We start from the raw sequence: 20976 nt of genomic DNA on the forward strand, positions 1-20976 counted from the left end.
AGTAAAGTGTAGTCTTCAAAATTATAATGTTTTTATTTGTTACAAAAGCAGTTCTAAAATAGCTTATTTTCAATCAATCCAGCAAATTTTAATATAAAATATTATACATATAAAAAATTGTTTTCTATACTGATTCTGTTAAAATTTGGAACACACACCTTAACAAAACTCAGTTCAAAATTGATTACTTTTGTAGAAATTGACTTTTTATGCAGATTGATCTTTCTAAACTAGACCCAAAACACAACATCATCATTAAAGGCGCTCAGGTACATAATTTAAAAAATGTAGATGTTGCTATTCCGCGAAACAAACTTGTAGTCATCACAGGACTTTCAGGATCAGGAAAGTCTAGTCTCGCATTTGATACTTTATACGCAGAAGGGCAACGTCGTTATGTAGAGAGCTTATCATCATACGCCCGTCAGTTCTTAGGGCGCTTAGACAAACCTAAAGTTGAATATATCAAAGGAATTGCTCCTGCAATTGCAATTGAGCAGAAAGTAAATACAACAAACGCACGTTCTACGGTTGGAACTTCGACTGAAATTTACGATTACATCAAACTTTTATATGCCAGAATTGGCCGTACTTATTCTCCGGTTTCAGGGAGAGAGGTTAAAAAAAACACTGTAACAGACGTTATTGCGGATGTTAAAACCTTAGAAACAGACAGCAAATGGCTTTTATTGTCACCTATCCATTTAGAAGAAGGAAGAAAGCTTGAAGACAAACTTAAAGTCCTTTTACAGCAGGGATTTGCTCGTATTTTAGTTGATAACGAAATGATTCGTCTGGATGAGTTTTCACCTTCCGATATTCACCAGTTAGACAATAAAGATATTTTACTAGTCATTGACAGAATTGTCGTTAAAGAGGAAGAAGAATTTTATAATCGTCTTGCAGACGCTGTACAAACTGCTTTTTTTGAAGGAAAAGGAATTTGTTACCTTCAGGAATTAGGCACCCATAAAAGATTGACTTATTCTAATAATTTTGAATTAGACGGCATTACATTTTTAGAACCTAATGTCCATTTATTCAGTTTTAACAACCCTTATGGAGCCTGCCCGGTTTGCGAGGGCTACGGAAACATCATTGGTATTGATGCCGATTTAGTTATACCCAATACTTCATTATCTGTTTTTGAAAGTGCTATTTATCCATGGAGAGGAGAAAGCATGAGCTGGTATAAAGATGAATTAGTAAAACATGCTTATAAATTTGATTTTCCAATTCACAAACCTTATTTCGAACTTACAGAAGATCAAAAAGATTTAATATGGAAAGGGAATCAGTATTTCCAGGGATTAAACAGCTTTTTTAAAGAACTTGAAGAGAAAAATTATAAAATTCAAAATCGGGTAATGTTATCCCGTTACCGTGGTAAAACAAAATGTCATGCATGCCGTGGTAAACGCTTACGTGAAGAAGCTTCTTATGTAAAAATCAGTGGAAAAACGGTTTCAGAATTAGTTGATTTACCAATAAAACACTTGGTCACTTTTTTCAAAAACATCGAATTGAATGTTTACGAACATCAAATAGCCAAACGCTTAATGGTAGAAATCAACAATCGTCTCTCATTTTTGACTGAAGTTGGTTTAGATTATCTTACTTTAAACAGAAACTCAGCATCACTCTCAGGAGGAGAATCCCAAAGAATCAATCTTGCTACTTCACTAGGAAGCAGCTTAGTAGGATCGATGTATATTCTCGACGAACCAAGTATAGGTTTACATCCGAAAGATTCTGAACGATTAATAAAAGTTTTATTGTCGCTTCGTGATTTAGGTAATACCGTAATTGTAGTTGAACACGATGAAGATATAATGAAAGCAGCTGATATGATTATTGACATTGGTCCTGAAGCCGGAACTTTTGGTGGTAATCTTGTCGCTCAGGGAACGTATGATGAGATTTTAAAATCAGAGTCATTAACTGCAAAATATTTAAATGGCGATTTAGAAATTTCTGTACCTAAAAAAAGGCGCAAATTCAAAAATCATATTGATATTATAGGCGCCAGGGAAAATAATTTGAAAAATATTGATGTTACTTTTCCACTGGATGTTTTAACAGTAGTCACAGGAGTTTCAGGAAGCGGAAAAAGTACCCTTATTAAAAAGATTTTATTTCCGGCTATGCAGAAAAAACTGGAAAGTGCTTCCGAAAAAGCAGGCCAGTTTACCGACATAAAAGGATCTTTTTCTCAAATAAAACACATTGAGTATGTGGATCAGAATCCTATTGGAAGAAGTTCCAGATCCAACCCTGTTACTTATATAAAAGCGTATGATGATATTCGTGATTTGTACGCTAAAGAAAAACTATCAAAAATAAGAGGTTATCAGGCTAAACATTTTTCTTTTAATGTTGATGGGGGCAGATGCGAAACCTGTAAAGGTGAAGGCTCTATAAACGTAGAAATGGTATTTATGGCTGACGTTTCTTTACCGTGTGAAACCTGTGGAGGAAAACGATTCAAAAAAGAGATTCTGGAAATTAATTTCAACAAAAAAAACATCAATGATATCCTGACTATGACTATCGATGATGCTATTGCTTTTTTTGAAAAAAACAAACAACCAAAAATCACTCAAAAACTGCAGCCACTTCAGGATGTTGGATTAGGATATGTTCAGCTGGGACAATCTTCTTCTACCCTCTCCGGAGGCGAAGCACAACGTATTAAACTTGCCTCTTTTTTAGTAAAAGGCGCCACGAAAGACAAAGCTTTATTTGTGTTTGACGAACCTACAACAGGACTGCATTTTCATGATATCAAAAAATTACTGGCTTCATTTGATGCTTTAATTGAAAAAGGACATTCTATTATTGTAATTGAGCACAATCTTGATCTTATAAAGTGTGCCGACTGGATTATTGATTTAGGTCCTGAAGGAGGTGAAAACGGAGGTCATTTATTAGCTGCAGGAACTCCTGAAGACATTGTGAAGGTTAGCGAATCCGTTACAGGAATTTATTTAAAAGAAAAACTACATTAACTAAATAAATTAGCCACAAATTATTCTTTTTACTGAATTGTAATAAGGAATAACTTGTGGCTATTTTTAAAATTGCTTAGGCCTGCGCGTTAAGCAACTAAACATCTTTCTTCAAAAGGAACACCATCTTCGTCTATTGCAACTAAAATCTTTTTTTGTTTAGAAGCCTGAACTGTAAGATACAACCATGCTACTGACCATAGACCTAATGTTAAACAAAATATCATAAAATTGAAACCATGATCTACAGCTTTTCCTCCTTTTGAAAGTACCGCAAAAAGCATTTTGTCATTGCGTTCTTCAAGTACAAATCCATTATGAACCTTCTTGGAAATCATTTTAGAAAATACCTGTAGACTTTCTTCCTGGCTGAATTGATTGTTTTTCATAATCATTAAATTAAAACTAATCTTACTTAAATTTAAACAAAATTACATAAATACAATACTGTTAACAATACCCACTTTTAGTGATTTACAAATAATCTTTCAACATAAAAGAGTTTTACTTATTAATTCTTAAAGATAAAGGTAGTTTTAATCTTATAAATTACAAATAAAACAAATGTTAAATTTAGACAAAAAGTATATTATTTGATTATAATGCATCAAATCAAGACAAATAATTTTTATTACTATCTTTTTTACAAAATTAACCTGATATTTATACTTTAATCCCAATTTTTACCAGAAGACCATCAACAACTTTATTTATATCTGGCGATATATTCAATTTATAATTCAGGTATAGATATAAAATCGTGACCAAAATAGATTTCATAGCAATTCCAATCAAAGGATAGATTGGAAAATCCCAAAAATAGAAAGCTAAAAACAAAGCGGTTGTTACTCCTAAAGAATATAAATTTTGTATGGTAAAAGGATATAAATGAAGTTTTTTAACCACAAACAATAATTTGGCTAAACTATAAAAAGTAATTGACAACAGAGTCGCAAATGCAGATCCCATAATACCATACAGAGGTATGAAAATTACATTTAAAATAAACGTTAATACAACTAAACCTAAACCAAGAAATAATACTGTTTTGTAATATTTAGTATTAAAAATAATAGCATTATTATTTCCTAAAATCAAATCAAAATATTTAGATAAACCAATCATAAAAACGACAGGAATTCCGCCCCTATATTCGTCAGGTACTATCTCATAAAGCTGATTAATATTAACAAATATGCACAACATAACAAAGCCCCCTACAATTTGAAGATTTATAGATGTTTTTTTATATAAAATGTTTAGTTCGTCATGTTTATTTTCATGCATTAATTTAGCAGTAATAGGATATACGATTTGATGCATAGCACGACTTGGAACTGAAATAACGAGAGCAATATAGGTTGCGACAGAATAATAAGCAATATTCTTAATTTCCATGTATTGATTAAGCATCAGTTTGTCACCATCTAAAAGCAGATTCGCAACGCTTCCGGACAAAATAATGTAAAAAGTATATTCCATAACACTTTTTACATTGTCAGGAATTGTAATTTGAAAATTTGGCTTTTTAATATAAAACGCATAAAACATTGTAATCAAAAAAGCTACAAAATAAATTATTGCGGTCAGATAGACAAACTGAACTAGGGAAATCCAGTTAAAATACAAACCAATTAAGGCAAAACTGGAAAATAATCTCAATCCTACTTCCTTTATAAAATTTCCAAAAACAGAATGCATGTGTACTCTTGCCCAGGCATAAAAAATTTCAAAATAAGCCATGCAAATCCCAATAAACGGAATTAATAGCATAAACTCCCTGACAACAGGATTTTCCTTAGAAACGAAATTGGTTATGTCATCAAAGAAAAAGATTCCGATAATCCCTAATGGAATACACATTAAGATCGGAAACAATGCTGTAAAAGACAAAAATTGCTCTCTCTCCTCTTCAGTATCATATTGCGAATAAAATTTGACTAATGTATTTTGCATCCCGATAGCAAACAAAGGCATGATAACATTTGCGGCAGAAAGAATATAATTCGTTAAGGCATAATATGTTGCTCCTAAATAAATTGGATACAAATAAAGCGTATTAATGGCTCCAATACCGAAACCTATATAAGTAATTATAGTATTTTTGAAAGATTGATTTAAGACAATACCCATGTTTGAGTTTAAATTGTAGAATTTAGATTATTTTGGTTTGTAAAACTTACTGTTTTACCAATTGTGCTAATTGTTTAGTCAGGTTTTTTCTTGAATATTGTTGTAACCCAACGCCATGAGCCTGTAAGTTCCCTCCTAAAAATTGATTATAAAAGTCCAAAATTACACTTTTTAATTTCTCTTTTTCAGAATAATCAAAAAACACTCCTGTATTCGTTTCTTTTATAATATCTGCAAAATCAGAACCTTGGGGACCGATAGCAATTATTGGACGATTTGATACCATATATTCAAATAATTTTCCCGGAATAATACTTTTAGTCTCTTCTGAATTAATTTCAATTAAAAGCAAAGCCTGTGATTTTTTTTGATGGGCAATTGCTTCATGATGCGAAACGTATCCCAAAAGGTTCAGATATGAATTCAGATTAAATTCAGCAACAGATTCAAGCACTTCCTGACTTACAGCTCCAATTAATTTAATTTCTAAATGCAATTTAAAATCAGGAATCTCATTTAACAATTCAACCAGACACTCCCATAAAAACTTTGGATTTCGGTCTGATAAAAAAGAACCTATATGAGCAAGAGTAAATTTAGTATCTAAAATCTGCTTCTCAACATTTTCAATATCATATCCGTTTGTAATAACTGAAATAGGCTTATCGGTTATTGCCTGAAATTCTGATTTAGTGGTTTTACTAGTTACAATAATTTCATCTGCCGAATTAAGCACTTTATGCTCCAACATTTTATGTTTTTTCTCAGCAAAAGAAGACAAGCGGAGCGCTTTATGATAACCAATAGTTGTCCATGGATCACGAAAATCAGCAAACCACTTTACTTTCAGTTTCTGTTGCAATTCCAAACCTATTAAATGAAGACTATGAGGAGGTCCCGAAGTTATAATCGTATCAATATTGTTTTCGGTGATGTATTTTTCTAAATAAGAAACAGAAGGTTTCACCCAAAAAACACGGGCATCGGGAATAAAAAGATTGCCGCGTACCCAAAGAAACATTTTATCCAAAAAAGTCTGCTTCTTCTTTTGAGGTAAAATTCCTGAACTAATTTTTTTTGTTTTATTTTTTGAAAAAACAGAAGCCAGCTGATAAGGTTCCCAAATCTTATTTTTAAGAACAATTACTTTCTCTGAAATTTCGCTTAACAAACCTTCATCAACTATCGGATAAGTTGGATTTGCAGGGACATAAACAATCGGCTGAATATCAAATTCCGGCAAATACTTTACAAACTTCAACCAGCGTTGCACACCAGGTCCTCCAGCTGGCGGGAAGTAATAGGTAATTATTAAAAGTTTCTTTTGTTCCAATCTTTATTTAATATTTTAACTTAATCCAAAAATTAAATATTCTCTTCATTCTCATTATTCACTTTCGCTAATTCTTCAATATCCAAAATATCTTTCGGTCTATTAGAAGCTTTTTTAGCAATAATTAAATTTTCATAATCAATAAAATAAACAGGAGTCTCACCAATCATAACAATTGTTGCGTCTTCTAACAAAGATGAAAAAGATTTATCTTCTAAACCTTTTACGGCGGTCATAATATCCAGCCTTAGACCATAATTTAATGTAAAATCTGTCCAGCCAGGAATAAATTGCATTGTTTCAATTGATTCAAAGTCTCCTAAATTAATTGATTTTAATGCTTTTCGTAAATTAAGTCTATTTTCAATGGTATCTTCTAAATAGATATCAATGTCCCCTGTATTTCTAGTATAGCCATAAATATTTACCGCAAAACCTCCAATAGTTATATACTTAACCTTATTTTGAAAGAAACTATTCCAAATAGCAATTATTTGCTCATTCATCGTTTCTTAGATTGAATTATTGTAGCAGTTTTCAATGTATGGGAAATTTCAACAATAGCCATCAATCGCTCTAGTCTCTCTACATAAGAAAGCGATTTTATTTCTAGAATTCTTTTAGCTTCCAATTCTTTTGGAGTACCAAATTTTAATACAATATCTTTCATCACTGAACTTTTGCAATATTAGAAAACAAAGATACAAAACGATATAGTACTCAATAGGCTAAGAAATTTAATTATGAACTTTCTGTTTAGATTTCCTGTTTTCAAAATAAATACCGACAATCAACAGCAGCAGCATTCCAATTGAGCTTGCCAGAGTAATGGTACTTCCGGTTTTTATTACCTGAGGTTCAAATTTAAATTCAATTGTATGTTTTCCGCCCGGAATTTCCATAGCCCTTAAAACATAATCAACTGGAAAATGGTCTGTTAACTTACCATCGATGTAAGCATTCCAGCCATTTTTATAATACATTTCAGAGAAAACAGCCAAACCATCTTTACCATTATCCGATTGATATTTAATATAATTGGGTTTGTATTGCACCACTTTAATTGTCCCTGTGGTGTCCCATTGTTTTTTTAAACGGGCACTTTTAAATTTGCCTTCGTATTCATGTACATTGAAAACAGCAACTTTTTTAGTATCAATATGATCTAACGCTTTCATGATATCGTCTGGCTTATTGACAAGTTTTACTGTGCTGACAAACCATGCGTTGCCATTTGTATTTGGGTTTATTGTTGGGAATTCTTTTCCTTCTTTATCAGTCTGGATAATGTACTTTACGTTCAACATATCCAAAACTTCCATATTATTTTTTGCGATCTGATAATCAAATAATTGTTGGATTCTTCTTGGCTTAGCAGCATGATATCCCCCTAATGAATTATGGAAATAAGAAGCACGGGCACTTGACATATTTCCGCTTACTTCAAAAACTCTGTAATGAGTCGTATCTTTTAAAATTTGCGCATCAGATGGCGTTTCCTGAAATGGTGCAGCAATTTCTACCGGGCTTACAAAATCTTTTGCGGAAACATATTTTTTATCCACAAAAAACAAATCAAAAACCATCAAAAGCCCTACAAGAATCAGAGTGGTATTTTGAGACAGTTTATTTTTAATGAATAGCCATAAAACCCCAAAAGTAACTACAATAAAAAATCCGGAACGCAATAAATCAGCAGAATATAAAGTCATTCTGTCTTCTTTCAAAGCATCAACAAAACCAGGACCATAACTTTCTAAGAAATAATTATCGCTGTTCCCGGTAAAGTGGAAAAAACCTTTAGCAACTACCAAAATTAAAATTACACCAATACCAAAAACACCAGTTTGTATCAGGGCTTTTTGCTGTTGTTTTGGTTCCTCTTTTGCTTTAAAAAATGACTGGATTCCCATAACAGCCAATACCGGAAAACATAATTCAAGAATAACCTGAATAGAAGAAACTGCCCTAAACTTATCATACATCGGAACGTAATCAATAAAGAAATCAGTCAATAATGAGAAATTTTTTCCCCAGGAAAGCACTAGTGAAAACAATGCCCCTCCAAGAAATACATATTTTATTTTTCTGTCATCAATAAACAAAGCTAAAACTCCTAAAAAGAATACAACTATACCAATATAAGCTGGTGCAGCAACAATTGGTTGGTTTCCCCAATATGTTGGCATTCCAGAAACAAAATCTTCAGCCTGATCAGAAGGCACTCCATGTTCAATCATAAAAGAGTACATACGGCTGTCTGTTCCGACATTTTCATGATTAGAACCACCAAAAAGTCTTGGTGCAATGAGATTAAAACTTTCTGCAATTCCGTAACTGTATTCTGTGATATATTCTCTGCTTAATGCATTCTCATTTGTCTTTTTAGACCCATCCGGATTGAAAGTCAATTCGCTGTTACTTCGTGTACTAAACTTAGCATATTCACTGGTAGCCATTAAATTGGTAGCATTTGCTCCAATGGCAAAAATCCCGGCAACTGCCAAAACCCCTACTGCAATCACTAGTTCTTTGAATTGTTTTTCTTTAATAAAAGTAAAAGTAAAATATCCTGAAAGGATCAATAAGAAAATCAACAGATAATAAGTCATTTGAAAGTGGTTTGCATTTACTTCCAATGCAACCGCAAACATTGTGAGGAGTCCTCCCCAGATGTATTTTTTTTGAAAGACCAATATAAAACCGGCTATAACCAATGGCATATACGCAATTGCATGGGCTTTTGCATTATGTCCAACTCCCAGAATAATAATCAAATAGGTTGAAAACCCAAACGCAATTGCTCCAATAAATGCTTTTAACGGATCAGTCTTTAAAACCAAAAGCAAACCGTAAAATCCTAAGAAGTATAAAAATAAATAATCAGCAGGACGGGGTAAAAAACGTAAAAAATCATCTAGTTTCCCCACAAAATCATTTGGATAATTTGCTCCTAACTGATAAGTGGGCATTCCTCCAAAAGCAGAATTAGTCCAATAGGGTTCAGTGTGTTCGGCAGCCCTAAAGTCATTTTGCTCTTTTGCCATTCCGGTATATTGAGCGATATCAGACTGAAAAATTTGTTTTCCCTGAAGGACAGGATAGAAATAAATTAACGAAACGAGAATAAAGCCCAGAATTACAAGGGCATGCGGATAGAACTTATTTATTACTTTCAATTTTGATTGGTTTGGTTAAATGATGAATCCTGATTATTTCAGAATACAAACTTAATCTATTTCTTCGTAATCAACATAATCCCCTACTTTTTTGGTCTCTCGGGGCTTTTTTGCATTAGCAGTGTTGATGATTATCTCATCATTATTGTTGTTTGTGGTTCTTTGCCATGAGTTATCCTGACTATATTGCTGCTGCCTTTGAAAATTTTCCCCTGCTTTTTCTACCGCCTTTTTCACTAATACAGGCAAAAATATCTTAGCCAGAAATTTAAAAATATAATAAAAAGCTATGACCCACATTATGGTTTTAAGGAAACCTGAAAATGATGCTTCTTGCATAATCGTATAATTTTTTCCAAAATTAATAAAACGATTGTTCAAAATTAAAATATCAATCTTAAATAAATAATAAAATATAGTACATTTGAAAACGTTATTACTTTTTAATCAAAAAATACATATATGTTAAAAATTAAAAACTTTTTAATAGCCTGCCTATTTTTATTATTCCCAAAATACTTTTTTGCTCAATATACAGATGTTATAAACTCAAATCGCCCAGGCGAAACTATGTCTGCTTTCTCAGTTGGAAAGTCCGTCATTCAGGCTGAAGCTGGTTTTTACGGTATATACGAAAAACATGAGATACAAAATTACGAAGCTTCTGGTTTTGGCACTGATTTTACACTACGCTGGGGTCTTTTTCTCGAACAGCTTGAATTTATAGCCGACATACAATACCAAAATGAGATGTTTACAACTCCGGTAACCCGTTTTAAGAAAAGCAATTTCAGACAGACTTATTTAGGGGCAAAATACTTAATCTATGATCCATATAAAAACTATAAAGAAGACATCAACATTTATAGTTATTCAAATAAAAAATTCAGCTGGCGTCAATTGATTCCAGCAGTTTCTATCTTTGCCGGAGCTAATATCGTCTTAAAAGACAATCCATATGCTTACAATTCTAATATCCTCAATTATTATTCAACTGAATCCGGCGTTTCCCCAAAATTGATGCTAGTTACACAACACCATTTTGGCCCCAAATGGGTATTAGTCTCTAACCTCATTGCTGACTATATCGGTACTGACAATTCAGGATATGGTTATATTATTACTTTAACAAGAGGTTTTAACAAAAAATGGTCTGGCTTTCTAGAAAATCAGGGCTACAAAAGCGACTTATATAGTGATGCAATATTTAGAGGAGGCGCAGCTTACTTATGGTCAAGAAACGTTCAAATTGATGCTTCGATAAGCAAAAATTTAAAAAACACTCCTTCATTACTTTATGGAGGAATTGGTTTTTCTATACGTTACGATGACATGCACAAAGAAAAGTTAACAAGAGTAGGTAAAATTAAAAAGCCTAAAAAGAAAGACAAGAAGGACAAAATGTCTAAAGAAGAGCTAGAAGCACAGGATAAAACAGATCCAAAAGAAGACTATCAGGAAAAAGAGCGTAAAAGGAAAGCAAAATATGAGAAAAAGCATTGATTTTTTCGCTAAACACTTTTGATTTCTGAAAATAATAAAAAAACAAGTTAATGATTACAATTAAAGAAGCTAAAACAAAAAAGGAATTAACCGAATATATAAAATTTCCTTTTTCCTTATACAAGGATAATCCATATTGGGTTCCACCTATTATTGCAGATGAATTAGAGTCATTTGACAAAACAAAAAACCCGGCTTTTGAACATGCTGAAGCTTACTTTTACATAGCCTATAAAGACGATAAAGTTGTTGGAAGAGTTACAGCTATTATTAATTGGGCAGAAGTAAATAATCAGCATAAAAAGAAAGTCCGCTTTGGATGGTTTGATGTAATCGATGATATCGAAGTTACTAAAGCATTGCTGGAAAAAGTATATGAATTGGGTAAACAAAACAATCTGGAACACATAGAAGGTCCGATGGGCTTTTCAAATTTAGACAAAGTTGGAGTTTTAACAGAAGGCTTCGACCAGATCGGAACAATGATCACCTGGTACAATCACCCTTATTATGTTTCACATTTTGAGCAATTAGGCTTTCAGGTTGAAAAAGAATATATAGAAAGCATTTTCCCATTCTCAAATGTTAAACCGGAATTTTTCCAGAAAGCACAGGAACTTATTAAAAAGAGATACGGCTTAAGAGCGTTAAATTTTTCAAAAACGAAAGACATTATGCCTTATGTTGACAAAATGTTTGATTTGTTTAATGAATCTTACGAAAAATTAGCTTCGTTTGTCGCCATATCTGATGTCCAGAAAGAGTATTTTAAAAAGAAATATATTAGTTTTATCAATCCTGAATATATTAAGTTTGTGGTGGACAAAGATGATAAATTAATAGCATTCAGCATTGTAATGCCAAGTTTCACGGAAGCTTTACAAAAGATAAAAGGAAAGCTTTTTCCATTTGGTTTTCTTCATTTATTAAAGGCAAAAAAACACAGTAAGGATGTTGTTTTTTACCTTATTGGAATCCATCCTGAATATCAGAACAAAGGTGTTACAGCAATTATTTTTGACGAATATTACAAAACCTTCTCAGAAAAAGGCATCCTCAACTGTATCAGAACACCTGAATTACTTGAAAATAATGCCATTCACCTTTTGTGGAAGAATTTTGACCCGAAAATTCATTGCCAAAGAAAAACCTACAAAAAAGACTTATCTCAATGGAGATAAATTGATATCAATTTTATAAAAAAAGGTCGAAATTAAAATTTCGACCTTTTTATTCAATATATTCTGAAATATTATTTCTTTCTATTTTGAGCTTTTTTAGCTGCTTCCTGCTGCTCCATTACTTCCTGAAGACGCTGTTGGAATTTACTTGGCTTTTTTGGCTCTCTTTGTTTGTTTTCCTGAATTTGAGCATGGATTTTGTCGCTGTCCACAATGTAGTTTTTAATTACAAACATAATTCCAATTGTAATTAAGTTGGAAATAAAGTTATACAAACTCAAACCTGCCCCATAACTATTGAAAAAAATCAACATCATTAGTGGTGAAACATAAATCATGATTTTCATCATCTTAGCCATATCTGGCATACCTTCCTGTTGTGGAGCTGCCATTTGTTGATCTCCCGAAGTCATTTTCATGTAAAAGAAAATCGCTATTGCGGCCAAAATTGGGAACAAACTGATATGATCTCCATACAAAGGAATATTGAATGGTAATTTTACAACAGAGTCAAAAGATGATAAATCGTCTGCCCAAAGGAAACTTTTCTGTCTTAATTCAAATGCTGCAGGGAAAAACTGGAAAGATGCATACATAAAAGGAAGCTGAATCAATGCCGGGATACATCCTGCCATTGGGTTCACTCCTGCCTTATTATACAATTTCATTGTTTCCTGTTGTTTCTTCATTGGGTCTTTTTTGTATTTCTCTCCCAACTCTGTAATATCAGGTCTTAAAACTTTCATTTTAGCCTGAGACAAGAATGATTTATACGTAATTGGCGACATAGCCAATTTGATGATAATCGTAAAAATAATGATCGCAATTCCTAAAGAAAGTCCGATTGTCGAACTTAAAAATCCGAATAATGGAACAAAGATAAATTTGTTAATCCATCCAAAAATCCCCCATCCTAACGGAATAATTTTTTCAAAGTTTTTATCGTATGCTTTTAATGTTTTGTAATCTGCAGGTCCCATATACAAACTCATTTTGTAATCGATCTCTCCATTTGAAAATGCTAAAGGAAGATTCGCTCTAAACTGTTTTGTAAAAACAGTATCTATTTTTCCATCCTTAACTAAATCATCAGATTGTAATTTTGAAGTTTCAAAAGGTTTTTCTGTCGCTAAGATTGTAGCAAAGAAGTGCTGTTTAAAAGCAACAAAGCTAACTTTATCAGGTGTTTCTTCTTTTCCTTGTCCATGCGAGCTTACGTTATTATATTTTGATTCCTCGTATTTGTAATCAATTTGTGCATAGCGATTTTCATAAGAAACACTTTTCTCGTTTCTGTATGTTTTTAAATCCCATTGCAAATCTAATGGCTTAGCAGCATTTAACACCCTGCTTAAACCTTGAGAACGAATATCAAACCCAATTAAATAATCGTCAGCTTTTAAAACGTATTTGTATTCTAAAAATTCATTTGCACCGGCTTTTAAACGCATTGTCAGAATTTGATCTGTACCGTTTTTAGTCAAAGTCGGCTCAAAAAATAAATCTTTAGTATTTAAAGTTCTGTTGTCTGTAGTTTGTAATTGGATGTTTAAATTAGAGTTATTGTTTTTAATCAACTCAACTAATTGACCAGAACCTTTTCTAAATTTCTCATATCCTTTTAAAGTTGCTTCAGCAATGTACCCGCCTTTGTTAGCAATTTTCAATCTTAATTTATCATTTTCGATTGTTGTAAAAGCTTCTTTTGCTGAAGGAAGTGTTGCAGAATAAGCAAAACCACCTAATGTTTTTTGCAATTGCGCCAATTGAAGCGTATCTCCTGGAGTTGTAGCAGCAGCCGGTAATGAAGCCGTTTTAGCATTATCTGCTTTTGACTGAGCTTCTTGTTTAGCTACTAATTCTTTTTTGGCTTTTTCAGCAGCAATTTCTTTTTCAGAAGGCTGATTCTGATACATAATCCAAATCAAAATTCCGAATATCAGTACAAAACCAATGATTGAATTAAGGTCTAATTTTTTTTCTTCCATTATTTTTAAAAAAGTTATTCGTTTGAGGTTATTCGTTATTCGTTGAGTTTAAAAGTTACACCTCTTAGAATGAATTATTATTTTTTATGTGCATTTACAGCAGCAGCCACAAAGTTTACAAAAATAGGATGCGGATTGGCAACCGTACTCTTATATTCAGGGTGATATTGAACTCCAATAAAAAATGGGTGATTCTCCAATTCCACAATTTCAACTAAACCCGTATCAGGATTAACTCCCGAAGCGATCAAACCTGCTTTTACTAATTCGTCTTTATACTTATTATTGAATTCATAACGGTGACGGTGACGCTCAGAAATCATTTTTTCACCATAAATCCTGTATGCCAGAGTATCGGGTTTAATTTCGCATTTCCAGGCTCCAAGTCGCATTGTTCCCCCTTTATCTGTAACTGTTTTTTGATCTTCCATCAAATTCACTACCGGATGTTTTGTTTTATCATTCATCTCAGTAGAATTCGCTTCAGCGTAACCTAATATATTTCTGGAATATTCAATAACTGACATTTGCATTCCTAAACAAATTCCGAAAAACGGAATATTATTTTCTCGTGCGTAACGAACTGCTTCAATTTTTCCTTCGATTCCTCTTTCGCCAAATCCAGGAGCAACTAAAACTCCGTCAAGAGGACCTAATTTCTCTGCCACATTATCAATATTGATATATTCTGAGTGTATCGAAATTACATTAACTTTTGTTTCATTTGCAGCACCAGCATGAATAAACGCCTCTAAAATAGATTTGTAACAATCCTGCATTTCTACATATTTCCCAATTAAACCGATATTTACAGTTTGTTTTGGTGTTTTTAATCTGCGTAAAAAAGTATTCCATGTTTTTAAATCCGGAGCTGCTTTTTTAGGTAGATCTAATTTCTTTAAAGCCACAACATCTAATCCTTCTTCAAGCATTAAATTTGGAACTTCATATATCGTTGAAGCATCAATTGACTGAATAACCGCTTCTTTTTTAACATTACAGAATAAAGCCAGTTTTTGACGTAATTCCTGAGATAATTCATGCTCAGTTCTGCAAACTAAAATATCGGCTTTAATACCGCTTTCCATTAACGTTTTAACAGAGTGCTGTGTTGGTTTTGTTTTTAACTCACCAGCTGCAGCCAAAAATGGAACTAAAGTCAAATGAATTACTATTCCGTTATTTTCGCCTAACTCCCAAACTAATTGACGAACAGACTCTATGTAAGGCAAAGATTCAATATCACCTACAGTTCCGCCAATTTCGGTAATTACAATATCATAATCGCCAGATTTACCCAGCAATTGCATTCTATCCTTAATTTCGTTTGTAATATGAGGAACAACCTGAACTGTTTTTCCTAAAAACTCCCCTCTTCTTTCTTTTTCAATAACCGAAAGATAAACTCTGCCTGTAGTTACGTTATTAGCCTGAGAAGTAGGAACGTTTAAGAAACGCTCGTAATGTCCTAAGTCTAAATCTGTTTCTGCTCCATCATCCGTCACATAACATTCTCCGTGTTCGTAAGGATTTAATGTTCCCGGATCTACGTTAATATAGGGATCAAATTTCTGAATAGTGGTACGATATCCTCTTCCTTGTAACAATTTTGCCAAAGATGCCGCAATAATTCCTTTTCCTAATGAAGACGTCACACCTCCTGTAACAAAAATATATTTTGTTTGATTCATTCTGTAATTGTTTGTATTGTAGTTGTGTAAAAAACTTGGCAAAAGTACAAATTTAATTAGACAATTTATCAATTAGAGAATGAGATAATTTGCAAATTTTCAAATAGAATGATAACATGTTTCCGTTATTGACAATTCCAACTTTTAAATAGCCATTCTTTTGAATATTCTCATTAATTAGGCTTAGGATATTGCTTTTTGATATTTCTGATTAACTCTTCAAGCCCGTTTAATTTCAATTCATAAATAAGCTGAAGCTGCTGACCTAATTCTCCTTTTGGAAAACCTTTGTTATGATACCATACCACATAATATTCGGGTAAATCAATCAGAAAACGTCCTTCGTATTTCCCGAAAGGCATTTTAGTATGGGCTAATTTTATAAGCTGTTTTTTATCCTGTTCCATTTTTCAAAAAGAAAAAAAGAAGCAAGAAAAAAGGATATCTTTTTCCTGCTTCTTTAAGTTTTGCAATTATGTTTTTATTTCCAGTTGAAAGTAACTTTTTTTTCAATATCCGGATGAAGGCTCAAAAATACCGGACATGTCATTGCGGCACGTTCTAAAATTGTTTTATTTTTTTCATCAGCATTACTTGTCATTTCAAAAACAATTTCGATGGCTCCAATTCTTCTTGGTTCAGCATTCATAATTTTGGTTACTTCAGCTGTCGAATCAACTAAATCTACATTTAAATCACGGGCTTTAATTCCCATAATGGTAAACATACAGCTTGCCAAAGCATTTGCTACTGTATCTGTTGGAGAAAAGGCTTCTCCTTTTCCGTTATTATCTAAAGGTGCATCCGAAATGATTTCGCTGCCCGATTGCACGTGTATTGATTTTGTTCTTAAATCGCCTAAATAGGTTACTTTGGATGTCATTAATTTGCTACTTTTAAAGTTAAGTCTGAATCGTAATATAAAATGTAAACACCTTTGTTTGCGTGTCCACCATCTTCTTTTTTATAATATTGAAATTTATTGTCAACTTGCTCAGTTGTCATTAAATCCGCAGTTTCCTGATACGTTTTTCCCTGAACCAGACGCATCATGGTGTCAAAAGTTACATCAAAGCCACGGGTTGCATAGGTATTTGGATTCACCTTATTTTTCAGTCTGTATTCTTTTTCAAAAATTAAAACGCGGGGTTCGTCGCTCTCGCGGGAAACTGACGGATACATTAATTTTAATTTTACCAGATTTTCAAAATAGATTTCATCTGTATCTAAAGTACTGTTTGGCTCTAAAATCACCAATTGTATCTGACATGTTTTTTGCGCCTCAATCAGAGCCTTAATCGTATATTTTACCATGGCGGTATTAGCAGTCTCCATTACTACATAATTCATCTTGTTTGGCAGTAATAAACTTTTCAGGCTGGCGACATCCAGAGCTCCGGTTTCCGTTAAAGAAGCAAAAACAACTCCTTTTTGGTTTTGTTTGATATAGTTGATAACTGATTCTTTTTTCTTGTCAACTACAGCCACAATATTACCATTTTTAGAACGCATATAATCAAAAACCGTATTTCTAACCACATCTGTTGTGGGTATTGACTGATATAAGTTATCAATTGGATTCGCAGCATCTTTAGACAATGGCGAAATCACCGGAACATTATGTAAACGTAGTGTATTAGCTGTTGTTTCAGCATTGGTTTGATAAAATGGCCCTATAATGGCATCAGCATCCTGTAATTTATTTTGCGTAATCAGACTCGGAATATTCGAAGTACTTTTTGTCTCCTGCGAATCATAAATTGAAATATCTATTGGCAGTTTTAACGTTTTTGCCGAATCAATTGCCATCATGGCACCTGAATAAAAATCCAGAGTCATGTTTAAAAACTTATCTGTTTTTACACGATTAGCAAATCCTACAGTATCATTTTGAATTTTGGCTATATTAAAAGGCAATAGCAAAACTAGCTTTTTACGTTCGTTTTGACCTCTCTTTTTACTCAATTCAACCACTTCAGGGTCGGCAGATTTTACCTTTTCAAGTATTTGAATTCCACCTTTATTTTCTGTTGACTTTTCTGTCTCTTGTCTTGGCTCTTCTCTTACAATGATCGGCACAGGAGCTAAATAACCTGATGGAACTTTAAGCACCATACCTTCCTTTACCCCTTCAGAAAGAGATGGATTTAATTCTGTCAGCTCCTCCTGAGTAAGATGAAATGTTCTTCCTAAACTATAAAAGGTTTCTTTAGGTTTAACCTGATATTCCATATAAGTAGTCACTTTTTTTGAAGTTTCAGCAGGTTTTGCAGCATTTACAACTGAAGCTGTGGTTTCTGATTTTGGAGCCGTTCCTTTTATAGTCAAACGATATCCAACAGGCAAATTAGAAACAATTTCAGGATTGCGTTTTTCTAAATCTTCAATAGTGGTGTTGTATTTTTTTGCAATAGAAAATTTGGTTTCTTTTGCTACAACATCATGATAAACATATTTTTCAGATCCCTTTTCTTTCGTTTTTTTATCTGCAGCAGCACTTTTTGCAGCGTAACCTTTTGCCGGAATAACCAATTTCTGACCAATCTGAACACCGGTTTTTTCCAAAATTGGATTTGCAGCTTTCAAATCTTCTTCAGAAATGCCATATTTTTTTCCAATACTAAAAAAAGTTTCTTTTGGCTGTACTTCGTGTACCACCTCTTCTGGATTTAGATTCTTTTTGGCTGAACTTTCATCTTTTTTAACCGACGCCGTTTTTGCAGTTCTGCTCGGAATTAATAAAACGGTGTTCGGCATCAAAGAAATTCTCGCATCAGGATTTAATTCATAGATCTCATAAGGAGTAACCTTAAATTTTTGTGCAATCTGATTGATTGTCTCTCCTGCTGAAACAGTGTATTTAATGACCTTTCCCTGAGAAAAAGCAGAACACGTTATAAAAAAAACAACAGAAAATACGGTGAAAAAATATTTCATAATAGATATTAAAACAATTATTCTTTAATGTGAACAAGATACTAATTTCTGCTTAAAACAAAAATCAGACCGAAAGTTAATTCTTTACTAATTATTACCTGAGATCTATTTCTGCCTTAGCAATAATGATCTTTTTATATAACTCATCTTCTTCCTTTTTCTTGCATTGATACAGCACTTCTTCCATATTATTGTATTTATCAGAATAAACATAATAAGAAAGACTGTTAATATTAAAGAAAAAACTAGCATTAAAATCACCTGAATCAATAAGCTTCATAATAAACTGATCTCTTGGAACAGCATCTGTAAATGTACCTAAAACCAAATAATAGCCGTTTAAAACTTCTTTAAGATTATCAAAAACTTCAATTTTTATATTTTTTTCGTTTTTAAACGGATTTTCTTTGAGTTCCTTTTTCATTTCCTCCAATGAAACAATTTTTGAAGTTTCTGTACCATTTGATTTTTTAACAGCTTCATCCTGATATTTCTTTAGTTTTACCAAAGCCAGTTTATCATCAAATTTTCTGGCTTCCATACTGTAATAAGAAGCTTTACTAATATGTCTTTTTACCTCTATTTTTTTCTGAATATCCAGCGAGTCAATTTTTGCAATTAAAAGCTGATTTTTTGCATCTCCCTGTTCCTGATCAATTTTATATCGTTTGATTTCTTCTAATGAAAGCCGCTGCTGTATTGAGGTGGTATTGTTCTTTTTTTCGCTTTCGCGGATTTTTTTCTTATATTCCTGATTTTCCTCAACAGTTATCTTTTCAACTTTATTCATTAAATCAGCGTATGCTTTTCGGTTTTCAGCTAATTCGTTTTTAAGCCCAGAAGATAACTCATTTGTTTTTCCAATACTTTCATAGGATAGTTTTTCTAAGCGTTTTGATTCATCAATATTCAGAATATCCATTCTTTTTAATTCAAGCAAATCATTATTCATCGTATTGACCAATGAATCTAATTTTGCCATCAAAATATCCTGCACATTCTTATTGGCCTCTAAAACCAATCGTAGTTTCTCAACCGAATTTTCTTTAGAACCATTCAGATCATTCAGATTCATTTTCAGATCATTTATTTTTATAATCTTCTGATTCATTTCTTTCTGAACAATCAATCTGTCTTTTAAATCATCAATTTCAACCGTTTTTGCTTTTGTTTTTTCAACCACAACTTGCTTTTCGGCAAGAGCCATCATCAGTTCTTCGCTTTCGTTTGCTGGTTTAATGGCTGTAGTATTGATGGCTAATTTATTCCCTACAACCAGTCCGTTTACGATTTCAGGATTTTGAGTTTCCAGTTGATCAATCGAAACACCGTACCTTTTAGCAATCGAAAACTTAGTTTCTTTGGGTTCCACTACATGAAAAACCGTTTCCTGATTGATGACACGAACCCTTCCATCGAGCGTTTTTCTTTTGTTTGGAATTGAAATGGTCTGGCCAATCTGCAAACCGTTAATCAAAATATTTTTATTGAGATTTTCCAAATCCTGAACCGAAACATTGTATTGTCTGGCAATACTAAACAACGATTCTTTCGCAACAACCTGATGTGTAAGCTTGGAAGATATGGAAATTTCAGTTTTTGAAGTATTCGAAGCGTTTGGCGGAATTACTAGTTGCTGACCTATCTGAAGTCCGTTAACCAGCATTGGATTAGCATTTTGAAGGGCTTCCACAGAAACATTATATTTTTTTGACAAACCGTATAATGTTTCTTTTTCACCAACAATATGAATAGTATGCTCGTCCTGATTTATTTTTTGCAGAGAATGAACAGGAATCTTAATAATCTGGTTGTCTTTGATTCCGTTTTGGGATTCGGGGTTGAGTTTGTAAATCTCATCTACAGAAACCTTATACTTTTGGGCAATAAAATAAGCTGTTTCCCCTTTTTGAATTTTGTGTTCAATAATTGAATCTTGCGCAGTTATTTCGTTAAAACAGAAAACAAACACAAGAGAAATCGTTAAAAATCCTCTCATAAATAGTAGGTTATAAAAAATTAA

General features: G+C 32.7%; 16 protein-coding genes. 3 read left to right on the forward strand and 13 right to left on the reverse strand.

The window, feature by feature from the left end; translation table 11 throughout:
- Window positions 1-209: 209 nt before the first annotated feature.
- Complete coding sequence (uvrA, locus tag ACNC7R_RS15120; RefSeq protein ID WP_417941903.1) at window positions 210-3008, forward strand: excinuclease ABC subunit UvrA; 2799 nt, start codon at window positions 210-212, stop codon at window positions 3006-3008.
- Window positions 3009-3097: 89 nt separating this feature from the next.
- On the opposite strand, the gene ACNC7R_RS15125 is transcribed toward uvrA, so the two are convergent.
- From ACNC7R_RS15125 to ACNC7R_RS15155, 7 genes are all read right to left on the reverse strand, one after another.
- A complete protein-coding gene (locus ACNC7R_RS15125) occupies window positions 3098-3397 on the reverse strand; it encodes a hypothetical protein (protein ID WP_417941904.1) in 300 nt (99 codons plus the stop codon).
- A gap of 274 nt (window positions 3398-3671) precedes the next feature.
- A complete protein-coding gene (locus ACNC7R_RS15130) occupies window positions 3672-5141 on the reverse strand; it encodes a polysaccharide biosynthesis C-terminal domain-containing protein (protein ID WP_417941905.1) in 1470 nt (489 codons plus the stop codon).
- A gap of 46 nt (window positions 5142-5187) precedes the next feature.
- Window positions 5188-6474, reverse strand: a complete 1287-nt coding sequence (locus ACNC7R_RS15135; protein WP_417941906.1) for a glycosyltransferase family 4 protein — start codon at window positions 6472-6474, stop codon at window positions 5188-5190.
- Between the two features lie 32 nt (window positions 6475-6506).
- Window positions 6507-6980, reverse strand: a complete 474-nt coding sequence (locus ACNC7R_RS15140) for a nucleotidyltransferase (protein ID WP_417941907.1) — start codon at window positions 6978-6980, stop codon at window positions 6507-6509.
- Window positions 6977-7144, reverse strand: a complete 168-nt coding sequence (locus tag ACNC7R_RS15145) for a hypothetical protein (RefSeq protein ID WP_417941908.1) — start codon at window positions 7142-7144, stop codon at window positions 6977-6979. The genes ACNC7R_RS15140 and ACNC7R_RS15145 overlap by 4 nt, the downstream gene beginning before the upstream one ends.
- A gap of 67 nt (window positions 7145-7211) precedes the next feature.
- On the reverse strand, window positions 7212-9653 hold the full coding sequence (locus tag ACNC7R_RS15150; protein ID WP_417941909.1) for a YfhO family protein: 2442 nt from the start codon (window positions 9651-9653) through the stop codon (window positions 7212-7214).
- A 51-nt stretch (window positions 9654-9704) separates the two neighbouring features.
- On the reverse strand, window positions 9705-9992 hold the full coding sequence (locus tag ACNC7R_RS15155; RefSeq protein ID WP_417941910.1) for a DUF4834 family protein: 288 nt from the start codon (window positions 9990-9992) through the stop codon (window positions 9705-9707).
- A gap of 123 nt (window positions 9993-10115) precedes the next feature.
- On the opposite strand from ACNC7R_RS15155, the gene ACNC7R_RS15160 reads away from it, so the two are divergent.
- Both ACNC7R_RS15160 and ACNC7R_RS15165 read left to right on the forward strand, forming a co-directional pair.
- A complete protein-coding gene (locus ACNC7R_RS15160; protein ID WP_417941911.1) occupies window positions 10116-11156 on the forward strand; it encodes a transporter in 1041 nt (346 codons plus the stop codon).
- A 50-nt stretch (window positions 11157-11206) separates the two neighbouring features.
- Entirely contained in the window at window positions 11207-12337 is a 1131-nt protein-coding gene (locus ACNC7R_RS15165; RefSeq protein WP_417941912.1) for a GTP cyclohydrolase, read from the forward strand.
- Between the two features lie 71 nt (window positions 12338-12408).
- Here ACNC7R_RS15165 and yidC read toward each other — a convergent pair whose 3' ends face one another.
- The 6 genes from yidC to ACNC7R_RS15195 all read right to left on the reverse strand — a co-directional run bounded on the left by yidC (window position 12409) and on the right by ACNC7R_RS15195 (window position 20952).
- Window positions 12409-14325: a membrane protein insertase YidC gene (yidC, locus tag ACNC7R_RS15170; RefSeq protein WP_417941913.1), complete on the reverse strand. Its 1917-nt coding sequence runs from the start codon at window positions 14323-14325 to the stop codon at window positions 12409-12411.
- Between the two features lie 77 nt (window positions 14326-14402).
- The gene (locus tag ACNC7R_RS15175; protein WP_417941914.1) at window positions 14403-16016 is read right to left on the reverse strand and encodes a CTP synthase; all 1614 of its coding nucleotides are present in this window, start codon (window positions 16014-16016) and stop codon (window positions 14403-14405) included.
- 173 nt (window positions 16017-16189) lie between these two features.
- Window positions 16190-16423, reverse strand: coding sequence for a DUF3820 family protein (locus tag ACNC7R_RS15180; protein ID WP_278009233.1), 234 nt, complete (start codon window positions 16421-16423; stop codon window positions 16190-16192).
- Window positions 16424-16497: 74 nt separating this feature from the next.
- Window positions 16498-16899 carry an OsmC family protein gene (locus tag ACNC7R_RS15185; protein ID WP_417941915.1) on the reverse strand — a complete coding sequence of 134 codons (402 nt, stop codon included), beginning with the start codon at window positions 16897-16899 and terminating at the stop codon, window positions 16498-16500.
- The gene (locus ACNC7R_RS15190; RefSeq protein ID WP_417941916.1) at window positions 16899-18953 is read right to left on the reverse strand and encodes a PBP1 and LysM peptidoglycan-binding domain-containing protein; all 2055 of its coding nucleotides are present in this window, start codon (window positions 18951-18953) and stop codon (window positions 16899-16901) included. The genes ACNC7R_RS15185 and ACNC7R_RS15190 overlap by 1 nt, the downstream gene beginning before the upstream one ends.
- Before the next feature lie 94 nt (window positions 18954-19047).
- A complete protein-coding gene (locus tag ACNC7R_RS15195) occupies window positions 19048-20952 on the reverse strand; it encodes a LysM peptidoglycan-binding domain-containing protein (protein WP_417941917.1) in 1905 nt (634 codons plus the stop codon).
- Window positions 20953-20976 lie beyond the last annotated feature (24 nt).

The organism is Flavobacterium adiutor, from assembly GCF_048282555.1.
Lineage (GTDB): Bacteria > Bacteroidota > Bacteroidia > Flavobacteriales > Flavobacteriaceae > Flavobacterium.